General features: G+C 37.9%; 18 protein-coding genes, 1 tRNA gene and 1 pseudogene. 7 read left to right on the forward strand and 13 right to left on the reverse strand.

Annotated elements, in window-relative coordinates:
- Positions 1-159: 159 nt before the first annotated feature.
- The 6 genes from lptB to AC07M3_RS04515 all read right to left on the reverse strand — a co-directional run bounded on the left by lptB (position 160) and on the right by AC07M3_RS04515 (position 4391).
- The gene (lptB, locus tag AC07M3_RS04490) at positions 160-906 is read right to left on the reverse strand and encodes an LPS export ABC transporter ATP-binding protein (RefSeq protein WP_003650837.1); all 747 of its coding nucleotides are present in this window, start codon (positions 904-906) and stop codon (positions 160-162) included.
- A complete protein-coding gene (gene lptA / locus AC07M3_RS04495) occupies positions 906-1454 on the reverse strand; it encodes a lipopolysaccharide transport periplasmic protein LptA (RefSeq protein WP_092708152.1) in 549 nt (182 codons plus the stop codon). Before lptA ends, lptB begins: the two co-directional genes overlap by 1 nt.
- Positions 1438-1986, reverse strand: coding sequence for an LPS export ABC transporter periplasmic protein LptC (lptC, locus tag AC07M3_RS04500; RefSeq protein ID WP_307010539.1), 549 nt, complete (start codon positions 1984-1986; stop codon positions 1438-1440). Before lptC ends, lptA begins: the two co-directional genes overlap by 17 nt.
- 37 nt (positions 1987-2023) lie before the next feature.
- Complete coding sequence (locus AC07M3_RS04505; RefSeq protein ID WP_494566657.1) at positions 2024-2563, reverse strand: KdsC family phosphatase; 540 nt, start codon at positions 2561-2563, stop codon at positions 2024-2026.
- A gap of 3 nt (positions 2564-2566) precedes the next feature.
- Positions 2567-3544: a KpsF/GutQ family sugar-phosphate isomerase gene (locus tag AC07M3_RS04510; RefSeq protein ID WP_092708146.1), complete on the reverse strand. Its 978-nt coding sequence runs from the start codon at positions 3542-3544 to the stop codon at positions 2567-2569.
- A gap of 205 nt (positions 3545-3749) precedes the next feature.
- Positions 3750-4391, reverse strand: a complete 642-nt coding sequence (locus tag AC07M3_RS04515; protein WP_244524347.1) for a hypothetical protein — start codon at positions 4389-4391, stop codon at positions 3750-3752.
- A gap of 163 nt (positions 4392-4554) precedes the next feature.
- On the opposite strand from AC07M3_RS04515, the gene cysS reads away from it, so the two are divergent.
- From cysS to AC07M3_RS04535, 4 genes are all read left to right on the forward strand, one after another.
- The gene (cysS, locus tag AC07M3_RS04520; RefSeq protein ID WP_494566658.1) at positions 4555-5976 is read left to right on the forward strand and encodes a cysteine--tRNA ligase; all 1422 of its coding nucleotides are present in this window, start codon (positions 4555-4557) and stop codon (positions 5974-5976) included.
- A gap of 63 nt (positions 5977-6039) precedes the next feature.
- Positions 6040-6115 (forward strand) — tRNA-Gly (locus tag AC07M3_RS04525).
- A 547-nt stretch (positions 6116-6662) separates the two neighbouring features.
- Positions 6663-8096 (forward strand): chymotrypsin family serine protease, encoded by a 1434-nt coding sequence (locus AC07M3_RS04530; RefSeq protein WP_494566659.1) that lies wholly within the window; start codon positions 6663-6665, stop codon positions 8094-8096.
- A 13-nt stretch (positions 8097-8109) separates the two neighbouring features.
- Positions 8110-8478, forward strand: coding sequence for a hypothetical protein (locus AC07M3_RS04535; protein WP_494566660.1), 369 nt, complete (start codon positions 8110-8112; stop codon positions 8476-8478).
- A 298-nt stretch (positions 8479-8776) separates the two neighbouring features.
- Here the strand turns inward: AC07M3_RS04535 and AC07M3_RS04540 are convergent, their stop codons facing one another.
- Positions 8777-9106: a hypothetical protein gene (locus AC07M3_RS04540; protein ID WP_494566661.1), complete on the reverse strand. Its 330-nt coding sequence runs from the start codon at positions 9104-9106 to the stop codon at positions 8777-8779.
- Positions 9107-9228: 122 nt separating this feature from the next.
- The gene (locus tag AC07M3_RS04545) at positions 9229-9675 is read right to left on the reverse strand and encodes a winged helix-turn-helix transcriptional regulator (RefSeq protein ID WP_494566662.1); all 447 of its coding nucleotides are present in this window, start codon (positions 9673-9675) and stop codon (positions 9229-9231) included.
- Between the two features lie 111 nt (positions 9676-9786).
- Between AC07M3_RS04545 and AC07M3_RS04550 the strand changes: the two genes are divergently transcribed.
- Together AC07M3_RS04550 and AC07M3_RS04555 are read left to right on the forward strand one after the other, a co-directional pair.
- Positions 9787-11037: an MFS transporter gene (locus AC07M3_RS04550; RefSeq protein ID WP_494566663.1), complete on the forward strand. Its 1251-nt coding sequence runs from the start codon at positions 9787-9789 to the stop codon at positions 11035-11037.
- An 83-nt stretch (positions 11038-11120) separates the two neighbouring features.
- Complete coding sequence (locus AC07M3_RS04555) at positions 11121-11525, forward strand: hypothetical protein (RefSeq protein WP_494566664.1); 405 nt, start codon at positions 11121-11123, stop codon at positions 11523-11525.
- A gap of 50 nt (positions 11526-11575) precedes the next feature.
- Here the strand turns inward: AC07M3_RS04555 and AC07M3_RS04560 are convergent, their stop codons facing one another.
- From AC07M3_RS04560 to AC07M3_RS04580, 5 genes are all read right to left on the reverse strand, one after another.
- The gene (locus AC07M3_RS04560; protein ID WP_494566665.1) at positions 11576-12055 is read right to left on the reverse strand and encodes a DUF6632 domain-containing protein; all 480 of its coding nucleotides are present in this window, start codon (positions 12053-12055) and stop codon (positions 11576-11578) included.
- Between the two features lie 40 nt (positions 12056-12095).
- Positions 12096-12389: a hypothetical protein gene (locus tag AC07M3_RS04565; RefSeq protein ID WP_494566666.1), complete on the reverse strand. Its 294-nt coding sequence runs from the start codon at positions 12387-12389 to the stop codon at positions 12096-12098.
- A gap of 24 nt (positions 12390-12413) precedes the next feature.
- Positions 12414-13310, reverse strand: a complete 897-nt coding sequence (locus tag AC07M3_RS04570) for an alpha/beta fold hydrolase (protein WP_494566667.1) — start codon at positions 13308-13310, stop codon at positions 12414-12416.
- A 1-nt stretch (position 13311) separates the two neighbouring features.
- Positions 13312-14253, reverse strand: a complete 942-nt coding sequence (locus tag AC07M3_RS04575) for a metal-dependent hydrolase (protein WP_092707991.1) — start codon at positions 14251-14253, stop codon at positions 13312-13314.
- A gap of 220 nt (positions 14254-14473) precedes the next feature.
- On the reverse strand, positions 14474-15721 hold the full coding sequence (locus tag AC07M3_RS04580; RefSeq protein ID WP_199990936.1) for a mechanosensitive ion channel family protein: 1248 nt from the start codon (positions 15719-15721) through the stop codon (positions 14474-14476).
- 167 nt (positions 15722-15888) lie between these two features.
- On the opposite strand from AC07M3_RS04580, the pseudogene AC07M3_RS04585 reads away from it, so the two are divergent.
- Positions 15889-16020: pseudogene (locus AC07M3_RS04585) on the forward strand (DUF3592 domain-containing protein); the annotation flags it as partial.
- Between the last annotated feature and the right edge of the window lie 3 nt (positions 16021-16023).

Here is a 16023-nt window from a genome sequence, read left to right on the forward strand (position 1 = left end):
TACATAGTTTTTTGCATAAAGAAGCATAATTACTTGAATAATTTACACATTACCTTTTCATCAACTGATCATTTTAAATTATTGTTTTTAATAAATAAATACAAAAAAACTAAAAAGAGGTATTGACCTCTTTTTAGACAAATAGATTAACCATTTTATTTAAACTGTAAAATCGTCACCTAAGTAAACTTTACGGACTTGTTCGTTATCCAGAATTTCTTGTGGTGTACCTTCGGCAATGACAGCCCCTTCACTGACAATATATGCACGTTCACAAATTGCCAGAGTTTCACGTACGTTATGGTCAGTAATGAGTACCCCGATACCACGATCTTTCAAAGTCTGAATGATATCTTTAATATCTCCAACCGAGATTGGGTCAACGCCGGCAAATGGCTCATCAAGTAACATAAATTTAGGATCAGCAGCCAATGCACGTGCAATTTCAGCACGGCGGCGTTCACCACCAGACACACTCATTCCCAATGAATCTTTAATATGACTGATTTTAAAGTCATTTAATAATTCAGTAAGACGTTGCTGGCGCTGTTGCTTATTTAAGTCTTTGCGTGTTTCTAAAATGGACATAATATTTTCAGCAATGGTCAGCTTTCTAAAAATAGAAGCTTCTTGCGGAAGATATCCGATTCCTTTACGTGCCCGTTCATGCATTGCCAAATCGGACATATCAAGATCATCAAGGTGAATTTCACCTTTATCCATACGTACTAGCCCTACAACCATATAGAAGCTTGTTGTTTTTCCTGCACCGTTAGGGCCAAGCAAACCAACAATCTGTCCACTTTGCATACTAAAAGATACGTCTTTGACGACCCAACGCTTACTATAGTTTTTTCCTAAGTGCTTAATACACAAAGTTTGGGGTTGTTGAAGAGCTTGTTGCATTAGTCACGCGCTCCTGGAAAGCTTTTTGAACTTGATGGTGGAATAATAATTTGCACACGATTTGACGATGAGCCTTGAGCTTCTACATCACCTTTGTTCATACTATATTTCAATGAGTTACCACGAATGCTTGAACCATCTTGATATAAATATGCACCACCATTCAATGTAATAATGCCCGTATCTGCATTATAAACAATGGTCTGTCCTTCACCACGTGCCACGCCCTTATCAGCACTTATTTGTTGCTGAAATTTAGACGGTCTACCCTTGGCAGTAATCGTTTGAATTTCACGTTTAGAGTTTAGCGTAGCAACAATTGAATCTGCTTGAAGCTTCATCGTGCCTTGCTCAATCACAACATTGCCAGTATAGGTCGTCAAACCAGTTTTTTCGTTATAAGTTGCGCGGTCTGCCACTAATGAAATTTGTTGATTACGGTCAGACGGTAACGCAAAAGTCGAAGCTGATGATAAAGCAACGAATGTAATGAGCGCAGCTTGTTTTAGGAAAGCTGAAGAACGTTTTAAATTAAGACTTTGGTGCATACTTTCCTCGAACATTAAAAAATTCGTACTGACCGTTATTTAAATTTGCTTTTAATCCTTTGCTAACAAAGTTGGCCTGTGGAGACTGAACAATCACTTGATGATCCGTTTCAATTTCTCTGGTCTTTGGATATCCAGTTAACTCATCGGTCTGAAATTCAATTTTCCCCTGTGGAGCAAGTTTAGTTGCCACCACATCACCCGATAATATAACTTTACTATTATCATCATAACCATTTGCCTGTTTCGCAAAGAACGTTGCATCAACTTTGCCATCTTTATACATAGACGCATTAAGTTGATCCAACTTTGATGTTTTTTGTTGCATATCCTGTTCAAGCTGACGAACTTCAGCACGAATATACAAATTGCCTTGATCATCAGTTTGAGTCAAATGGACGCCCTGCGCCGAATATGTCATATTCTTCGCAGAACCAATGTCTAGTTTTTTTGCTTTGCCACTATAGTAGTAATAACCACCACTTATAGCAGCAATCACTACAGCAACAATAGATAAAACTCTGGTATCCATGAGCAGGAATAGCCTACCTTTTTAAGTAATCTTATTATTAATGCGGTACTGCAAGATATTTTTCAAGAAGTTCTTGGTAAATGCCTTTTGCGATCAGCAACATATCACAGACTTCTCGTACAGCACCACGTCCACCCATCGACTGGGTAACTAAATGCGCACGGCGACGCACTTCTTCATGACCATTTGGCACAGTGACACTCATTCCTGCTATTGCAAAAGCAGATAAATCAGGCCAGTCATCGCCCATATATAAGCAATCAGAAGGCAGAATATTAAACTGTGAACAAGCTTCACGTAGCGCAGAACCTTTGTCTTCACGCCCTTGAAAAACCAGATCCACGCCTAAATCAGACATACGTTTTTCAACGATATTACTTTTTCGGCCTGTAATAATGATGATTTTCATGCCCGCTTGCTGCGCAAGTTTCATACCTAAACCATCACGAATATCAAACGACTTAATCTCATCGCCACTATTCGTTAAAGTTACAAAGCCATCACTCAAAATACCATCAACATCCAGAACCAATGCCTGTAAATGACGTGCTTGTTCTAACAATGCATAAGATGCCATTGATTAATTTACCCCTGCCTGAATAAGGTCATGCATACTAATTACACCAATCACTTTATTTTGGTCATCAACCACAACAAATTGACTAATTTTTTTCAGGTTAAGCTGTTGTAGAGCTTCTACCGCACGTGCTTCTTGAGAAATAGTTGACGGTTTTTTTGTCATTACTTCAGAAACAGGTAAATTCACATCGAAACCTTGCTGTTTATCAATTAAACGACGTAAGTCACCGTCGGTGAAAATACCAAGCAAATGTTCTTGTTCATCTACAATCGTGGTCAAGCCTAAACGCTTATTAGAAATTTCGTAAAGCACTTGATTCATTGGTGTATTTGGTGAAACTTTTGGCAATTCATCGCCAGTGTGCATCAGATGCTTTACATGTAAAAGTAAGCGTTTACCCAAAGCTCCTGCAGGATGCGAGCGAGCAAAATCATCTGCGGTAAAACCACGCGCTTCAAGTAAAGCAACAGCCAGCGCATCACCCAATACTAAAGTTGCTGTGGTGCTCGATGTCGGAGCTAACCCTAATGGGCACGCTTCGTCAGACTCACCTAAAGTTAAAGCGATGTCAGCATTTTGAGGCATTGGCCCTTTATCAGTACGGCTAATAGTAATAAGAGGTACACCAAGATGTTTGATGAGTGGCATCAACATCATGATTTCATCACTTTTTCCAGAGTTGGAAATCGCAATTAAAACATCACCACGAACCAGCATACCCAAATCACCATGCCCAGCTTCGCCTGGATGCATAAAGAAAGATGGTGTACCGGTTGAAGCAAAAGTCGCAGCCATTTTACGACCAATATGCCCTGACTTACCCATGCCAGTAATCACAACACGGCCTTTACACTGTAACAATATTTCACAAGCCTGACTAAAACTGTCATTAATTTGTGTTGCTAACACGTCTAAGGCTTGCTGTTCAATACGCAATGTTGCTAATGCGCTGCTTTGAAAATCTGTAGGATTGGGCATACGAGTTTGACTCAAAATAATTGATCTGATCTCTTATTTAAGATCGGTGATTTTAATCAAAAGATTTGGGGGGCATTCTAACATAACTCAATCATCTACACGTTTTTAAATGTATAGGATTTAATTAAACATGGAGAAAAAACTGGTTCTTATTTCAACTTATTTAAAGAACACTTACCAAAGAATCTTTTTTCCCCCATATTTATTACCAATCTATCTGAATATGCCGAATTTCTTTATCTGTATACGCAATAACATTTGCCTGACCCGATTTCCCTGACAAAGACATGCTCGAAACGTAATATTGAAAATTGGAACCAAGTTGTTGCCGAGCTAATTCTTTAGCCTTCTGTTCTGACTCTTTGCCTACAATAGTAAGCATTCCCAGCATAAATATCAAAAAAACAGAACCAAAGAAATAAGCTGAACTCTTTGTAGTTGCATACCCTGCTTCAGTAAATAATTTCAGCACTTCTGGAGTCGAAAGTTGACGATAGATCCATACAAGTAAAGAGAAAAATATCACTACAATAAAAAATGTAATTAGCGCAGATAATATATTGAGTTTAATTTGTATTTTTAATAAATCGAAAGGCATGATCAATATCATCCCAATAGCTCCTCCCACCAATATAATAGAGAAGAATAAACTGAACCATCTTGTTAATCGTGCAGTCTTTATACTACCTTTTAGAAGGAGAACTCCCACAATTACAGCAAATATATTAAATGATGATGAGTAACTAATCTTACTTATTATCGAGTAGATCATTAAAATAATATCTAGAACACCTATTGTAAGGAGCGCAATACCAGCTTTTTTAAAAGGGTTACTTGCATGATTCATATAAATTTTCTTATTCATTAAAAACTTTCAGCATCTTCACCTATAACGAATCATTTTTCAAATAACGATACTTATCTCAGCATCTTTTTTACTGATAACTTTATGAAATATGGTGTATACGTTATGATGGATAACGATTTTTTTAGAGTGTTTGAAAACCCTTATGCAACCGTTTGTTTTATATAACTCTGAGCAACGAAAAAAAGTTGAATTTGTACCTCGCAAAGAAGGTCACATCGATATGTACGTCTGCGGTATGACCGTTTACGATTACTGTCATATCGGGCATGCTCGAGTTATGGTTGCATTTGACTACATTATACGTTTCTTGCGTAGTCAAGGCTGGAATGTTCGCTATATTCGCAACATTACCGACATTGACGACAAAATTATTAAACGTGCGAATGAAAATGGTGAAACCATTCAGCAGCTCACCACTCGTTTCATTGATGCAATGAACGAAGATGCAGCAAATTTAGGCTGTGCTGCACCTGATGAAGCACCTAAAGCGACTGAATATATTGATCAGATGCAAAATATGATTGGCAATCTAGTAAATAAAGGTTCTGCTTATCCTGCTTCAAACGGCGATGTTTATTTTGAAGTCACTAAATTTGAGAAATATGGTCGCCTCTCTGGGCGTAAGCTTGATGATATGCAAGCAGGCGCAAGTGAGCGTGTTGACGTAGAAGTTGAAAAGAAACATCCGTTTGACTTTGTACTTTGGAAACATGCCAAAGAAAATGAACCGTCTTGGGCTTCGCCTTGGGGCAATGGTCGTCCGGGCTGGCACATTGAATGTTCAGCAATGTCGACTTGCTGCCTAGGCAACCATTTTGATATTCATGGTGGTGGTTCAGATTTAATGTTCCCACACCATGAAAATGAAATTGCGCAAAGTGAAGCATCAACTGGCGAACAATATGTAAACTACTGGATGCATGTTGGCTTCATTAACGTTGATGGTGAAAAGATGTCTAAGTCTTTAGGCAACTTCTTTACTATTCGTGACGTGATGGAGAAATTCCACCCTGAAGTGATTCGCTACTTTATTGTGTCTTCACACTATCGTAGTCCTGTGAACTTCTCTGATGTGGCATTGAAAGAAGCAAAAACTTCTTTAACTCGCTTCTATCATTCATTTAAAGCCTATCAACAAGTGTATGGTCAAACGACAACTGAAACGCTTGATCAAAGCTTTGTTGAACGCTTTAACAATGCAATGTGTGATGACTTCAACACTGCCGAAGCTATGGCTGTCTTGTTTGAACTCAACAAAGAGTTAAACCGTGCTGTAAAAGAAGAGCAAGCTGACCAAGCTGCTGTGCTTTATTCAACGTTACGTCACCTCACCAACATTTTAGGTTTGGTACAACACGATGTAGATGCTTTCTTAAAATCAGATATTGGACAAGAAGCTCTTACTTTGTCTGATGCTGAAATTAAAGATTTTATTCAACAACGTGTTGATGCGAAAAAAGCAAAAGATTTTGCTAAAGCAGACGGCATTCGCCAGTCTTTGCTCGACCAAGGTGTTGTATTAGAAGATACACGTCAAGGTACAGTTTGGCGTCGTGCTGATTAAATGTTCAATTAAATCACAAGAGTGTTGACACTTTAGTGAAACACTCTATAATGTGCTCACATTGCGGGAATAGCTCAGTTGGTAGAGCATAACCTTGCCAAGGTTGGGGTCGCGAGTTCGAGTCTCGTTTCCCGCTCCAAAATTTAAAAACCACCTAGTTCGAAAGAATTAGGTGGTTTTTTATTGTCTGGTAGTTAGCTAAAAAGTTAGATTGCTCCCACCCCTTCTTATAATTATCTTTAATCAAATTTGACGGGCTGCATTCTTTCAACAAAGGAACAGACGGAAAGCATCTTTACGATCCAAATGAAGTTATTCCTATCCTTGAAAATTTAAATAGGCAAAGGCATCAACGGCAGTCGAGACGAAAGAATTAATATGGGGCTTCTGCCCCTTTATTATTTCTTATAAAAAATAAATTCCATCAAAACCCCAAGTTTAATTAAATAAAATCACATATTAAAAAACAATGTTTTAATTAAAGTTATTCAATGTAAAAACCACTTATAAATTAATTTATTTACAATTTTATAATGATTTTATTTTTATATTTATATTAACTATTTAACATATCAATTCTTATATTTTATCAATTGGTAAAATATTTAGTTACACGCTTTAATATTTTATAAAAAAACTATATGTTAGGTTTTAGACTCATAATTGATTCCATTGTGAGACAAAAAATGTCATCTAAATACAAGAAATTTAAATTAAAAACCCTTTCAACCACTTTATTTATTGCATTTGCTTCGACTGGTGTATTTGCAGCAGATAGCAGTTCAAATCAACAAAAACCTGTAATGAATGTCGCTGAGACATTAGCATTTGATGCAAAACACTATGCAGCATCTTATGGAGTTACATTAGACGAAGCTATGCGACGATTACTTATTATGCATGGTACAGATAATCAAGTAGCAGGTTTAAGTGATAAATATAAAAATGTTATTTCTGGCCTATATTTTGATAATGGACCTGACTTTGGATTAAAAGTAAAAGTAGTTGGAAATAATAATTCTCAACAAGCTTTTAAATTAGAAAGAAAACCAGATACATCAGTTAAACTTTTAAAAAACAAAAATGTTCAAGAACGTATTCAAGTTAGAAAGCTGGCAAATTTAACTGAAACTGAAGTGGAATCAGCATATAGAGCTATCGAGCGGGGTGTAAGTGCCCCTATTTCCCTTATACAAGGCGCTTCAAATACTAAGCAACAACGAGTAAATCATCTTAATAAATCATTTGCTGCTGTTAAAAAGGCGTACCCTACTGTTGAAATGATTTTAGATAATGAGCAGACAGGAAATGCATTAGTCTATGTAAAATCTCTAAAACAAGTTGATAAACAAGCTCTCGAAAGAATACTCAACGTCAAAGTAGACTTATCTGAAATTCCTACTGGTATTCAACCAGCTAAATCTCGTGGTGGATCTTGGTTAGTAACTAATTCAGGTGCCAATTACTGTATGACAGGCTTTACTGCAAAAAGAATTTCAACTGGAGAGCTTGGTGTTATAACTGCAGGTCATTGTATCGTGCCATCTGTTCCATTGAATTATAAAGACAAAGATGGCACACAATATGCGATTTCACCTGTAGCAGGTATGTACCGTGACGATACTGGAATGGATCTTGCCTTCATGAAAGCTGGAACTACTACCGCTCAACAAGCAGTACCGGAGTTTTATGCTGACGCTACATCTCCTGCCCGAGCATTAACTGGTAAACGAAATAGAACAAGTACAGTAGCAAAAAGCGGAACGGTTAATGGATCGTATGTTTGTCACCTTGGACAAACTTCGCGTACAAATCCAGCATTGATGCAAAGTTGTGGCGAGGTAATATCAATTACAGGTGCGAATCATCATTCAGGTGGAAACACTTATGTAGTCGTTTCAAATACTCAAAGTGGAGCGGGAACAAATCATACATCTGGTTTAGGCACTTTACGTTGTGTTCGTGGTGATAGTGGTGGGCCTTGGTTTGCCTTAAATGTTGCATTTGGTATTCAATCTGCTTGTTCATGGAAAGATACAGGTGAAACAGTTACGAACACAGTCATATATACCAGTGTGGATTACTTGGCTGATATAGGAGCTCAACTTGTATATCAATAAAATATTGTTAGTAATGGCTTCCGTTGGACTACTTGTTGCATGTCAGCAGCAAGTATCAGGTAAGCAAGAAAATAATGATCAACTTAGATCAGTAAAAATCCCTGTCTATCAGTTCAATGGTATTTCCGCATCCGCAAGATTAACAGGCCCATTACAGCTAAAAGACGAATGTCTATATGTGAATGACGTGTTAATTGTTTTTCCTGAACGCTCTGCTGAATGGGATACTAAAAATCAAACTTTAACTTATAAAGGAGAGAAAATTGCCTTAGGTGAAGAATTAGATCTCGTTGGGGGTTCTGGTAAATACGCATTTGATAACCATGAAATTAAAAACTTAAGCGCTTCATGTGATCATAAAAGTATTTGGCTTGCTGGATAATTTAGCACTTTATAAAAGTGCATTTCATAAATTGGAATGCACTTTTTCTTTTATGGCGTAATTGTTAAACAAGTTACTCATCAAATCGCTCATTACCTCCGCTTTAATTGTAAAAAATCATTCGACACCACTCCGATACAATAAATACATAATCCATTTTTTATAACTATTGAAAGCTTGCCAAACTTGAAGTCATGTGCTCAAACTCATTTCTCGCTCTAAAATTAAAAAACCACCTAACTTAAAAAATTAGATGGTCTTTTTATTTGTGTCAGTTAACTATTTCCTACCGACACCCTCAAATATTTTTAGCCAATTCTTTTGCCAAACATTGCTCATGCCAAGTGGTTTGGAAGTTCTCGACAGCTTTTGACTTAATAAGAGGGTCTTCAAATAATTTTGAAGAATATGCAGATTTAATAAGCTCTTGATAAATTTGTTTGGCTTGTTCCTCTTCAAGATGATTCGCTATGTCATGTAGCTCTTTAGCTGGCACCTCATGTTGTCTAGCATCCATCACGCCACTTGCTGCTTTTTTTACAGTTTCGCAGTAATGAAGCTGCATTACTTCTGACGCTGCATAACATGGGATAGAAATTGCGCTGATAAAGAGGAATATAAATCTCATAGTCTCACCTTAATTTGACGCGCAAGGTTAACAACTAATTTCCCAAAATTTAAGTTAAGAAAGGTTAATTTTTCTTTTCTCCGCTTTTACAGTTGCAAAAGAATGGGATGGGGCGATTAATTTCATTTGATCTTTTGCACTTGAGTATCAGAAGCATTAAGCACTTTTCCATCTGCTCTGACTGGCGCCATAAATGGGATTTGCTGACCTGTTTTCTTATCAATTAACAAAGAATGGCGCTCACCACTTTCAAATAAGTTGTGCTCACCCCATTGTCGTAGAGCTACAACCACTGGAAACAAGCTCTCCCCTTTAGCGGTCAACACATATTCTTGATAGGCCGTACCATCTGAAGCATCTTGTAGTTCAAGAACACCAGCATCGACTAATTTTTTTAGACGATCAGAAAGAATATTACGTGCTACTCCTAAGCTGCGCTGAAAATCTCCAAAACGGCGCATTCCATCAAAAGCATCACGCACAATAAGCAATGACCACCGATCTCCTATGAGATTGACGCAGCGCGCAACAGGACAAGGTTCTTCTTTTAAAGCTGTAGAGTTCGCCATTGAGTTCCCTTACCAATAATCAGGAATAAAACATTTAGTTGCATTTTAAAACTAGGCAACCTAACATTCAACTAGTTTCATTTTAAAACTAGATTAAATGGATTTAGGACTATGAAAGCTTCTCTTGCGCCATCAAACACAGCCCTAGAAAATCATAGACAACTTTCAGGCATGCCTCGTGGCCTCATATTGCTGTTTGCTATTGCAAGTGGTGCAAGCGTAGCAAATGTCTATTATGCACAGCCTTTGCTCGACATATTGGCTAGGGACTTTAACATTAGTCATGCCGCCATCGGTGGTGTAGTTACAGCCACTCAAATTGGTTGTGCGCTGGCCCTCGTGTTTCTGGTGCCGTTGGGTGATTTTGTAAATCGGCGTCGATTAATGGCTATACAGTTACTGGCTTTAGTATCTGCATTGCTAGTTATTGCATTTGCTCATTCTGTTGTTGTTCTTTTGGCAGGAATGCTTGCGGTCGGTTTACTCGGGACAGCAATGACTCAAGGGCTTATTGCTTATGCAGCGAGTGCTGCGGCCCCACATGAGCAAGGACATGTCGTTGGCACTGCCCAAAGTGGTGTATTCATTGGTTTACTGCTTGCCCGAGTATTTTCAGGGGGAATCAGTGATGTAGCGGGTTGGCGTGGCGTGTATTTTTGTGCAGCCATCATCATGCTCATGATTGCGTTACCACTCTGGAGAAGACTTCCTCATTTAAAAGTTCAGCCCGTTTCAATGCACTACCCGCAACTTCTAGCCTCTATGGTAAAACTGCTTCGCCAAGAAAAATTGCTACAAGTGCGTGGTGTCTTAGCTTTACTCATGTTCGCGGCATTCAATATTTTTTGGAGCGCACTTGTATTACCGTTGAGTGAGCCACCTTATAGTTTTTCACATACGATTATTGGGTCCTTTGGTCTTGTTGGAGTCGTTGGTGCTCTCGCCGCTGCACGTGCTGGACAATGGGCCGACCGCGGATATGCTCAGCGCACAAGCTTGGCGGCACTGTTAATATTATTAATTGCATGGGGTCCACTTTCACTCATGGCGTACTCGCTCTGGGCACTTGTGATTGGCATCGTACTGCTAGACTTGGGTGGACAAGCTTTACATGTGACCAATCAGAGTATGATTTTTCGTACTCGTCCAGAAGCTCATAGCCGGCTTGTTGGCCTTTACATGCTGTTTTATGCAGTGGGTAGTGGTTGGGGGGCAATCAGTACCACAGCTACTTATGCCTATGCTGGCTGGCTTGGCGTGTGTGCTCTAGGTGCAGGTGTGAGTCTGTTGGCGCTATTATTTTGGTGGATGACACGTCATATTTTACCCGCAAACACAGACGAAAAAGATAACAATATATGAATTAGTAAAATATAATAAGATGAAATCTTCTCTAACAATCTAAATGTTGATATGCAACGTTAGTCCATTACTATCAAAAATACATGGAAGTCCCTATAGGAACAAAATTGGGTATTAATAATAAATTGATTTGCACAGTTGTATTGCTACTCCTTACGGGATGTCAGCGGCAAGAGGCGAACGAAGAAACGAGTGCAGTGAAACTACCTGTTTATCAGTTTAATGGTGTTTCAGCTTCAGCACGCTTAAAAGGAATATTGCAGCTAAAACAAGAGTGTCTTTATGTGAACGATATACTGGTTATCTTTCCGGAACACACCGCTCAGTGGGATTCTGAAAAAGAAAGTTTAAGTTATAAAGGTAAACATATCGCCATAGGCAGTGAATTAGATATTGCTGGGGGTTTAGGTGATTTTGAACAAGACAATTTACGCATTAAACATTTAAGCCCAATGTGTGATCATCAGAATATTTGGTTTGCTGGATAATCTACAGCGAAGGGTTCGAGTTCAATTTTCGCCCCCTCAACCGCTAAGTCTTAAACTGAATGAGTCAACTGATGATCAGATTTATATATTTTCCTGACAGGCAACCAGAAATAAATATAAATGAATAGCATAATCCAACCCAACAATACGTCTCCAATTAAATGTGGAGACTCATGTGCCATCACCAATCCCATAACAAACATTGCACCGAAATGAGCAATATTTGCAATCATGGTAAATTCAAAAAACATATAGTTTTTTAGAGGTTCATTGGCGGCTTTTAATAGAAACCAGCCCCATACCATATAGATGGCTGAGATCATCAACTCGTAATGCTCACCTCCCCCATGCAACTCTCCCCAGCGAATTAATCGAACAAGAAATTTACCCCATTCGAACTGAAGTAAAATTGCAGGAATATTTAAAAAGATGAAAAGCGCTGCACCTGCAAAAAATAGAAGAAAGCTAATTCCCATCAATTTTGCGACTAGACTAAATCTCGATATTTTTATCTGAAAAGCGGTCGACATAACTTATAACCTCATTGATATAAAACGTTAATTTATAATTTTAAGACGCACGTAATCGACGAGTTTTGAAAATCCCCAATCCTTTATCTTTTTCGTTTTCAATAATGACATTGCTCAGTTCACCGATTACTCTAGAATCAATCATCACGTTACCCATAATCAGAACTCCGACACCAGATTGCGACCAAGTTCGATATAGCTGAATCAGCTCTTTACTTGGTCGCCCATCTGTATGTGCCAGCCCTTCACTTAAAGCCGATTTAATAAGCCTATTCTTGAGTGTAAAACCATCTTTTAAAACAAATGGTGATGCCAGTTTTAATTCGGTTTCCATTTTAGACCTCCAGCTTTATTGTTTTTACGCAGTCAGCTTTTGAATATATTTACGAATAGGCATTGCGATTAAATCAGGATGGCTTGCAATTCCCCAGTGGCCCAATGGAATATCTGTACGTGTAAAAGATGAATTCACCCATCGATCTTGTTTGTCTACAATATGCTGAGGCACAAAACGATCTTTAGTCATTGATACAACATGTATCGGCACCGATGTATAACGTTTCTGTGCATTCAATAATGGCTTGAATAAATTTAGGCGATAAAAGCCCAAGCCATGTATTCCATTTTTCAGTTGGTTGGAATGAGCTGTAACTTTCTTACCTTCGAGTTGTGAAACGACTTGGGGCCAAACTTTTGCCAAGCCCAAATACCAGCTTAATTCAGGGATAAGGGGAACATTAAAAAACAGCATGTAACTCGAGGAAATCATTTGTTTGACAGCAGCGAACATTTTCATCGGATCTTTACTGTTTAGATTTTCTTTAAACCATATGCCCACATGGTCGATACTAGGCGCTAAAGCTGTATAACTTTTGATATAAGGTTTTAACTTGTCATCTAAAATAGCTTCCCACCCTTGTAATGCCCCTAAATCATGGCCAACTAGGTGTACAGGACGATCGGGACTTGTTTGTTCAATAACAGCTTTTAAATCAGAAATGAGATAGTCCATCTGATATCCCGCTTCAGATAAAGGAGCCCCAGATAAACCCGTACCTCGTACATCGTAAGTCACAATATGGAAATCTGATTTAAGTAATGAAGCTAGCTCATCCCAAATCTGTGCTTCGTCAGGATAGCCATGAATAAACACCAGTGTTTCATTATGATCCGCCGCTGTCCCCCATTCATATATTGATAAAGTGACATCAGCAGACTGAATATATCTTTGTTGTTTTTCAATATTTGTATTCATATTAACTCACCAATCCTTTTTGTATTTCTTCATAAAGTTTGACCGCTGGTGATCGATTTATATAATCCAATGCAAGCTCGGTTGAACCTTCATAGTAAGGATGATACGCAGGTTTAAAGAAGTTTTTAGCAATCGTGATAAACCACACAGGACTTGGTACTAACTCTTGAGAGCTTGCTTTAAACCATTCTTGCCAAAAACCTAGACGAGCTAAGCTTTGTTGAGATTTAGGTAAACTACGATCTACTGCTGCCAGCTCTTGGGTGCCTTTAATCATTAAATAAGTAAAAATTGGTGCAGTTAAACTCATGATCGCAGCACGTAATGCATAGTTTCCGCCTAAGTGCTCAAATAAATCGAAAGCAACCGTGCGATGTTCAACCTCTTCTGCACAGTGCCAAGTAAATAGATCACTTACTGCTGGGTCACAACCTTTTTCCTCCCAGTGAGCTTTCGTCAAAGTATATTGGCCTAATGCGCAAGTGTAATGTTCAGCAGCAGCGACAATACCAACACGGAACAATAACCAAGATTTTTGCATACGCTTTGGTAGAGCTTTGCCAAACGGCTTATCTGCAAGCATATAATCAAATAATTCCATTACACGTTCGTACTGTTTTTCAATATCAATCCCATAACGCTGTATATATTTTTCGATAGATTCTTTGTGCGCTTGCGCATGAATTGCCTCTTGGCGAATAAAAGTTTCTACATCTTTCTTTAATTTTTCATCGGTTATGAATGGTAGTGCCTTATTAAAAATGCGGCAGAAAAAGTACTCTCCTCGCACAAGTGTAAAACTGAAATGGTTTATAGCATGACTTCCTATTGGAGATTGTGGCATCCAATGTAGTGGTGACTCATTCCAATCAAAAGCGACGCGACGTGGAAATAAAGGCCATAAAGTTTTAGAAGCCATATCTTTGAATGCGTTTGGGTACATGTTCTTTTTCTCTTCCTCAAGATAACTACACACTAAGTTCCAAAAAGGAACTTGTTAATATCTTTAAAGGACAATTCCTGTGTCAGAACGGTCAAAAACTTAAATTAATCTTTAAAATAATAGCTAACAGAAAATTTCAGGAGTGAGAAAGATTAAAAAAGCCCCCCATATGGGAGCTTTTTCAAAAATAGTTTGAGGTCTATTATTTACAACTTAAAACTTAACTTGGATGAATTTCTGACGTTAATCTTTGCAAATCATGACCCGAAGGTGCCTGATAAACGCGTAGGCCAAATTCAGGAAGAATCGCAATTAAATGATCAAAAATATCAGACTGAATTGCTTCATATGAAACCCATGCAGTTGTATTGCTAAATGCATAAATTTCTAAAGGCAGCCCTTGGCTAGTCGGCTGTAATTGACGAACCATAATGGTTTGATTTTGAGCAATACCCTTATGTTGGCGCAAATAAAATTCTACATAAGCCCTAAATGTACCAATATTGGTTAAACGGCGTTTGTTATAACGAGATTGATTACTTAAATGTTTATTGAATTCTTCAATTTCAGAATTCTTTGCATCGAGATATTGATCTAATAATAAAAACTCTTTGAGCTTTTGTTGCTCTTCATCAGTCATAAAATGAACACTGCTTTGATCGAGAAAGAGTGAACGCTTCATTCGACGGCAACCTGAATTGCTCATGCCTCGCCAGTTTTTAAAAGTATCGGTAACGAGCTTATTGGTTGGAATGGTGGTATAGGTTTTATCAAAATTTTGAACCGTCACCGTATGCAACGAAATATCGATCACATCCCCATCTGCATTTAGTGACGGCATCTCAATCCAGTCGCCAATACGAACCATGTCATAAGATGCAATTTGTACACTGGCAACTAAAGACAAAATCGTGTTTTGGAAAACCAGCATTAATACTGCTGCCATCGCACCAAAACCTGCAAGTAAAGTGAACACATCCTTTTTAAGGAATGTTCCCAAAATCATCAGGCCACACACAACAAATAAGATTAATTTAACCAGTTGTAAGTAACCTTTAATCGGCTTATTTCTAGATTTTGGATTACGCTGATAGATAAGATTGAAGATATTTAACACTTCGCTGACTGTGAGTGCGAGTGTAAGAAAAATAAATGCTTGCGCCCCCATCTCCACAAAAGTAATAACCTTCTGAGTTAGATGAGGAACTGTTGCAATACCATTCATAATCACAACGGCAGGAACAATATTTGCAAATTTCTTTATGACGCTATGCTGAGCAAAAATAGATTGATTGGGTGATTTGAGCTTTGTGATTAAATGACGCACGCCCCGAACAATAATTCGTTTAGCAATAAAGTTTGCAAAAGCTGCAAATAAAATCAAAATAATGAGTGAAACCAACATCTCTAGCCATGGATAATGGCTTAACTCAACCCGAATATCTCGAAAAAAATTTAAAAAATCCAAACATCTACCCCTTAAAAATTTAATTCTAGAATTTTAAGGGCTAAAGCATTTGATAATAAGACTTGTTTACATATGTAGTCATAAATACAACAACTAAGTTATATACCCTGCCTTAATTTAATTAAGAATCTTTTAATTTTGGCTATTAACGATGAGGTCTTATCTGCATTACTGAAAACCTAAAGGTGCTTGCTGCTAAACAAAATCACGATCAATATAAAGTCGGTAGCAAAATAAAAATTAAATATGACTCACAGAACTTAAAGAATATTTCGATATTGGGCGAGGTTATGCTTTAAGTC

The organism is Acinetobacter sp. GW821-FHT09D10 (assembly GCF_059416285.1).

What these genes read in the sequence shown, in the direction of transcription:
- lptA (WP_092708152.1), bottom strand. Translation starts at nt 1,454, where the DNA reads ATGCACCAAAGTCTTAATTTAAAACGTTCTTCAGCTTTCCTAAAACAA.
- cysS (WP_494566658.1), top strand. Translation starts at nt 4,555, where the DNA reads ATGCAACCGTTTGTTTTATATAACTCTGAGCAACGAAAAAAAGTTGAA.
- AC07M3_RS04560 (WP_494566665.1), bottom strand. Translation starts at nt 12,055, where the DNA reads ATGTCGACCGCTTTTCAGATAAAAATATCGAGATTTAGTCTAGTCGCA.
- AC07M3_RS04570 (WP_494566667.1), bottom strand. Translation starts at nt 13,310, where the DNA reads ATGAATACAAATATTGAAAAACAACAAAGATATATTCAGTCTGCTGAT.
- AC07M3_RS04565 (WP_494566666.1), bottom strand. Translation starts at nt 12,389, where the DNA reads ATGGAAACCGAATTAAAACTGGCATCACCATTTGTTTTAAAAGATGGT.
- lptC (WP_307010539.1), bottom strand. Translation starts at nt 1,986, where the DNA reads ATGGATACCAGAGTTTTATCTATTGTTGCTGTAGTGATTGCTGCTATA.
- AC07M3_RS04505 (WP_494566657.1), bottom strand. Translation starts at nt 2,563, where the DNA reads ATGGCATCTTATGCATTGTTAGAACAAGCACGTCATTTACAGGCATTG.
- AC07M3_RS04510 (WP_092708146.1), bottom strand. Translation starts at nt 3,544, where the DNA reads ATGCCCAATCCTACAGATTTTCAAAGCAGCGCATTAGCAACATTGCGT.
- AC07M3_RS04535 (WP_494566660.1), top strand. Translation starts at nt 8,110, where the DNA reads ATGGCTTCCGTTGGACTACTTGTTGCATGTCAGCAGCAAGTATCAGGT.
- AC07M3_RS04550 (WP_494566663.1), top strand. Translation starts at nt 9,787, where the DNA reads ATGAAAGCTTCTCTTGCGCCATCAAACACAGCCCTAGAAAATCATAGA.
- AC07M3_RS04515 (WP_244524347.1), bottom strand. Translation starts at nt 4,391, where the DNA reads ATGAATCATGCAAGTAACCCTTTTAAAAAAGCTGGTATTGCGCTCCTT.
- AC07M3_RS04575 (WP_092707991.1), bottom strand. Translation starts at nt 14,253, where the DNA reads ATGTACCCAAACGCATTCAAAGATATGGCTTCTAAAACTTTATGGCCT.
- AC07M3_RS04530 (WP_494566659.1), top strand. Translation starts at nt 6,663, where the DNA reads ATGTCATCTAAATACAAGAAATTTAAATTAAAAACCCTTTCAACCACT.
- AC07M3_RS04540 (WP_494566661.1), bottom strand. Translation starts at nt 9,106, where the DNA reads ATGAGATTTATATTCCTCTTTATCAGCGCAATTTCTATCCCATGTTAT.
- AC07M3_RS04545 (WP_494566662.1), bottom strand. Translation starts at nt 9,675, where the DNA reads ATGGCGAACTCTACAGCTTTAAAAGAAGAACCTTGTCCTGTTGCGCGC.
- AC07M3_RS04555 (WP_494566664.1), top strand. Translation starts at nt 11,121, where the DNA reads ATGGAAGTCCCTATAGGAACAAAATTGGGTATTAATAATAAATTGATT.
- lptB (WP_003650837.1), bottom strand. Translation starts at nt 906, where the DNA reads ATGCAACAAGCTCTTCAACAACCCCAAACTTTGTGTATTAAGCACTTA.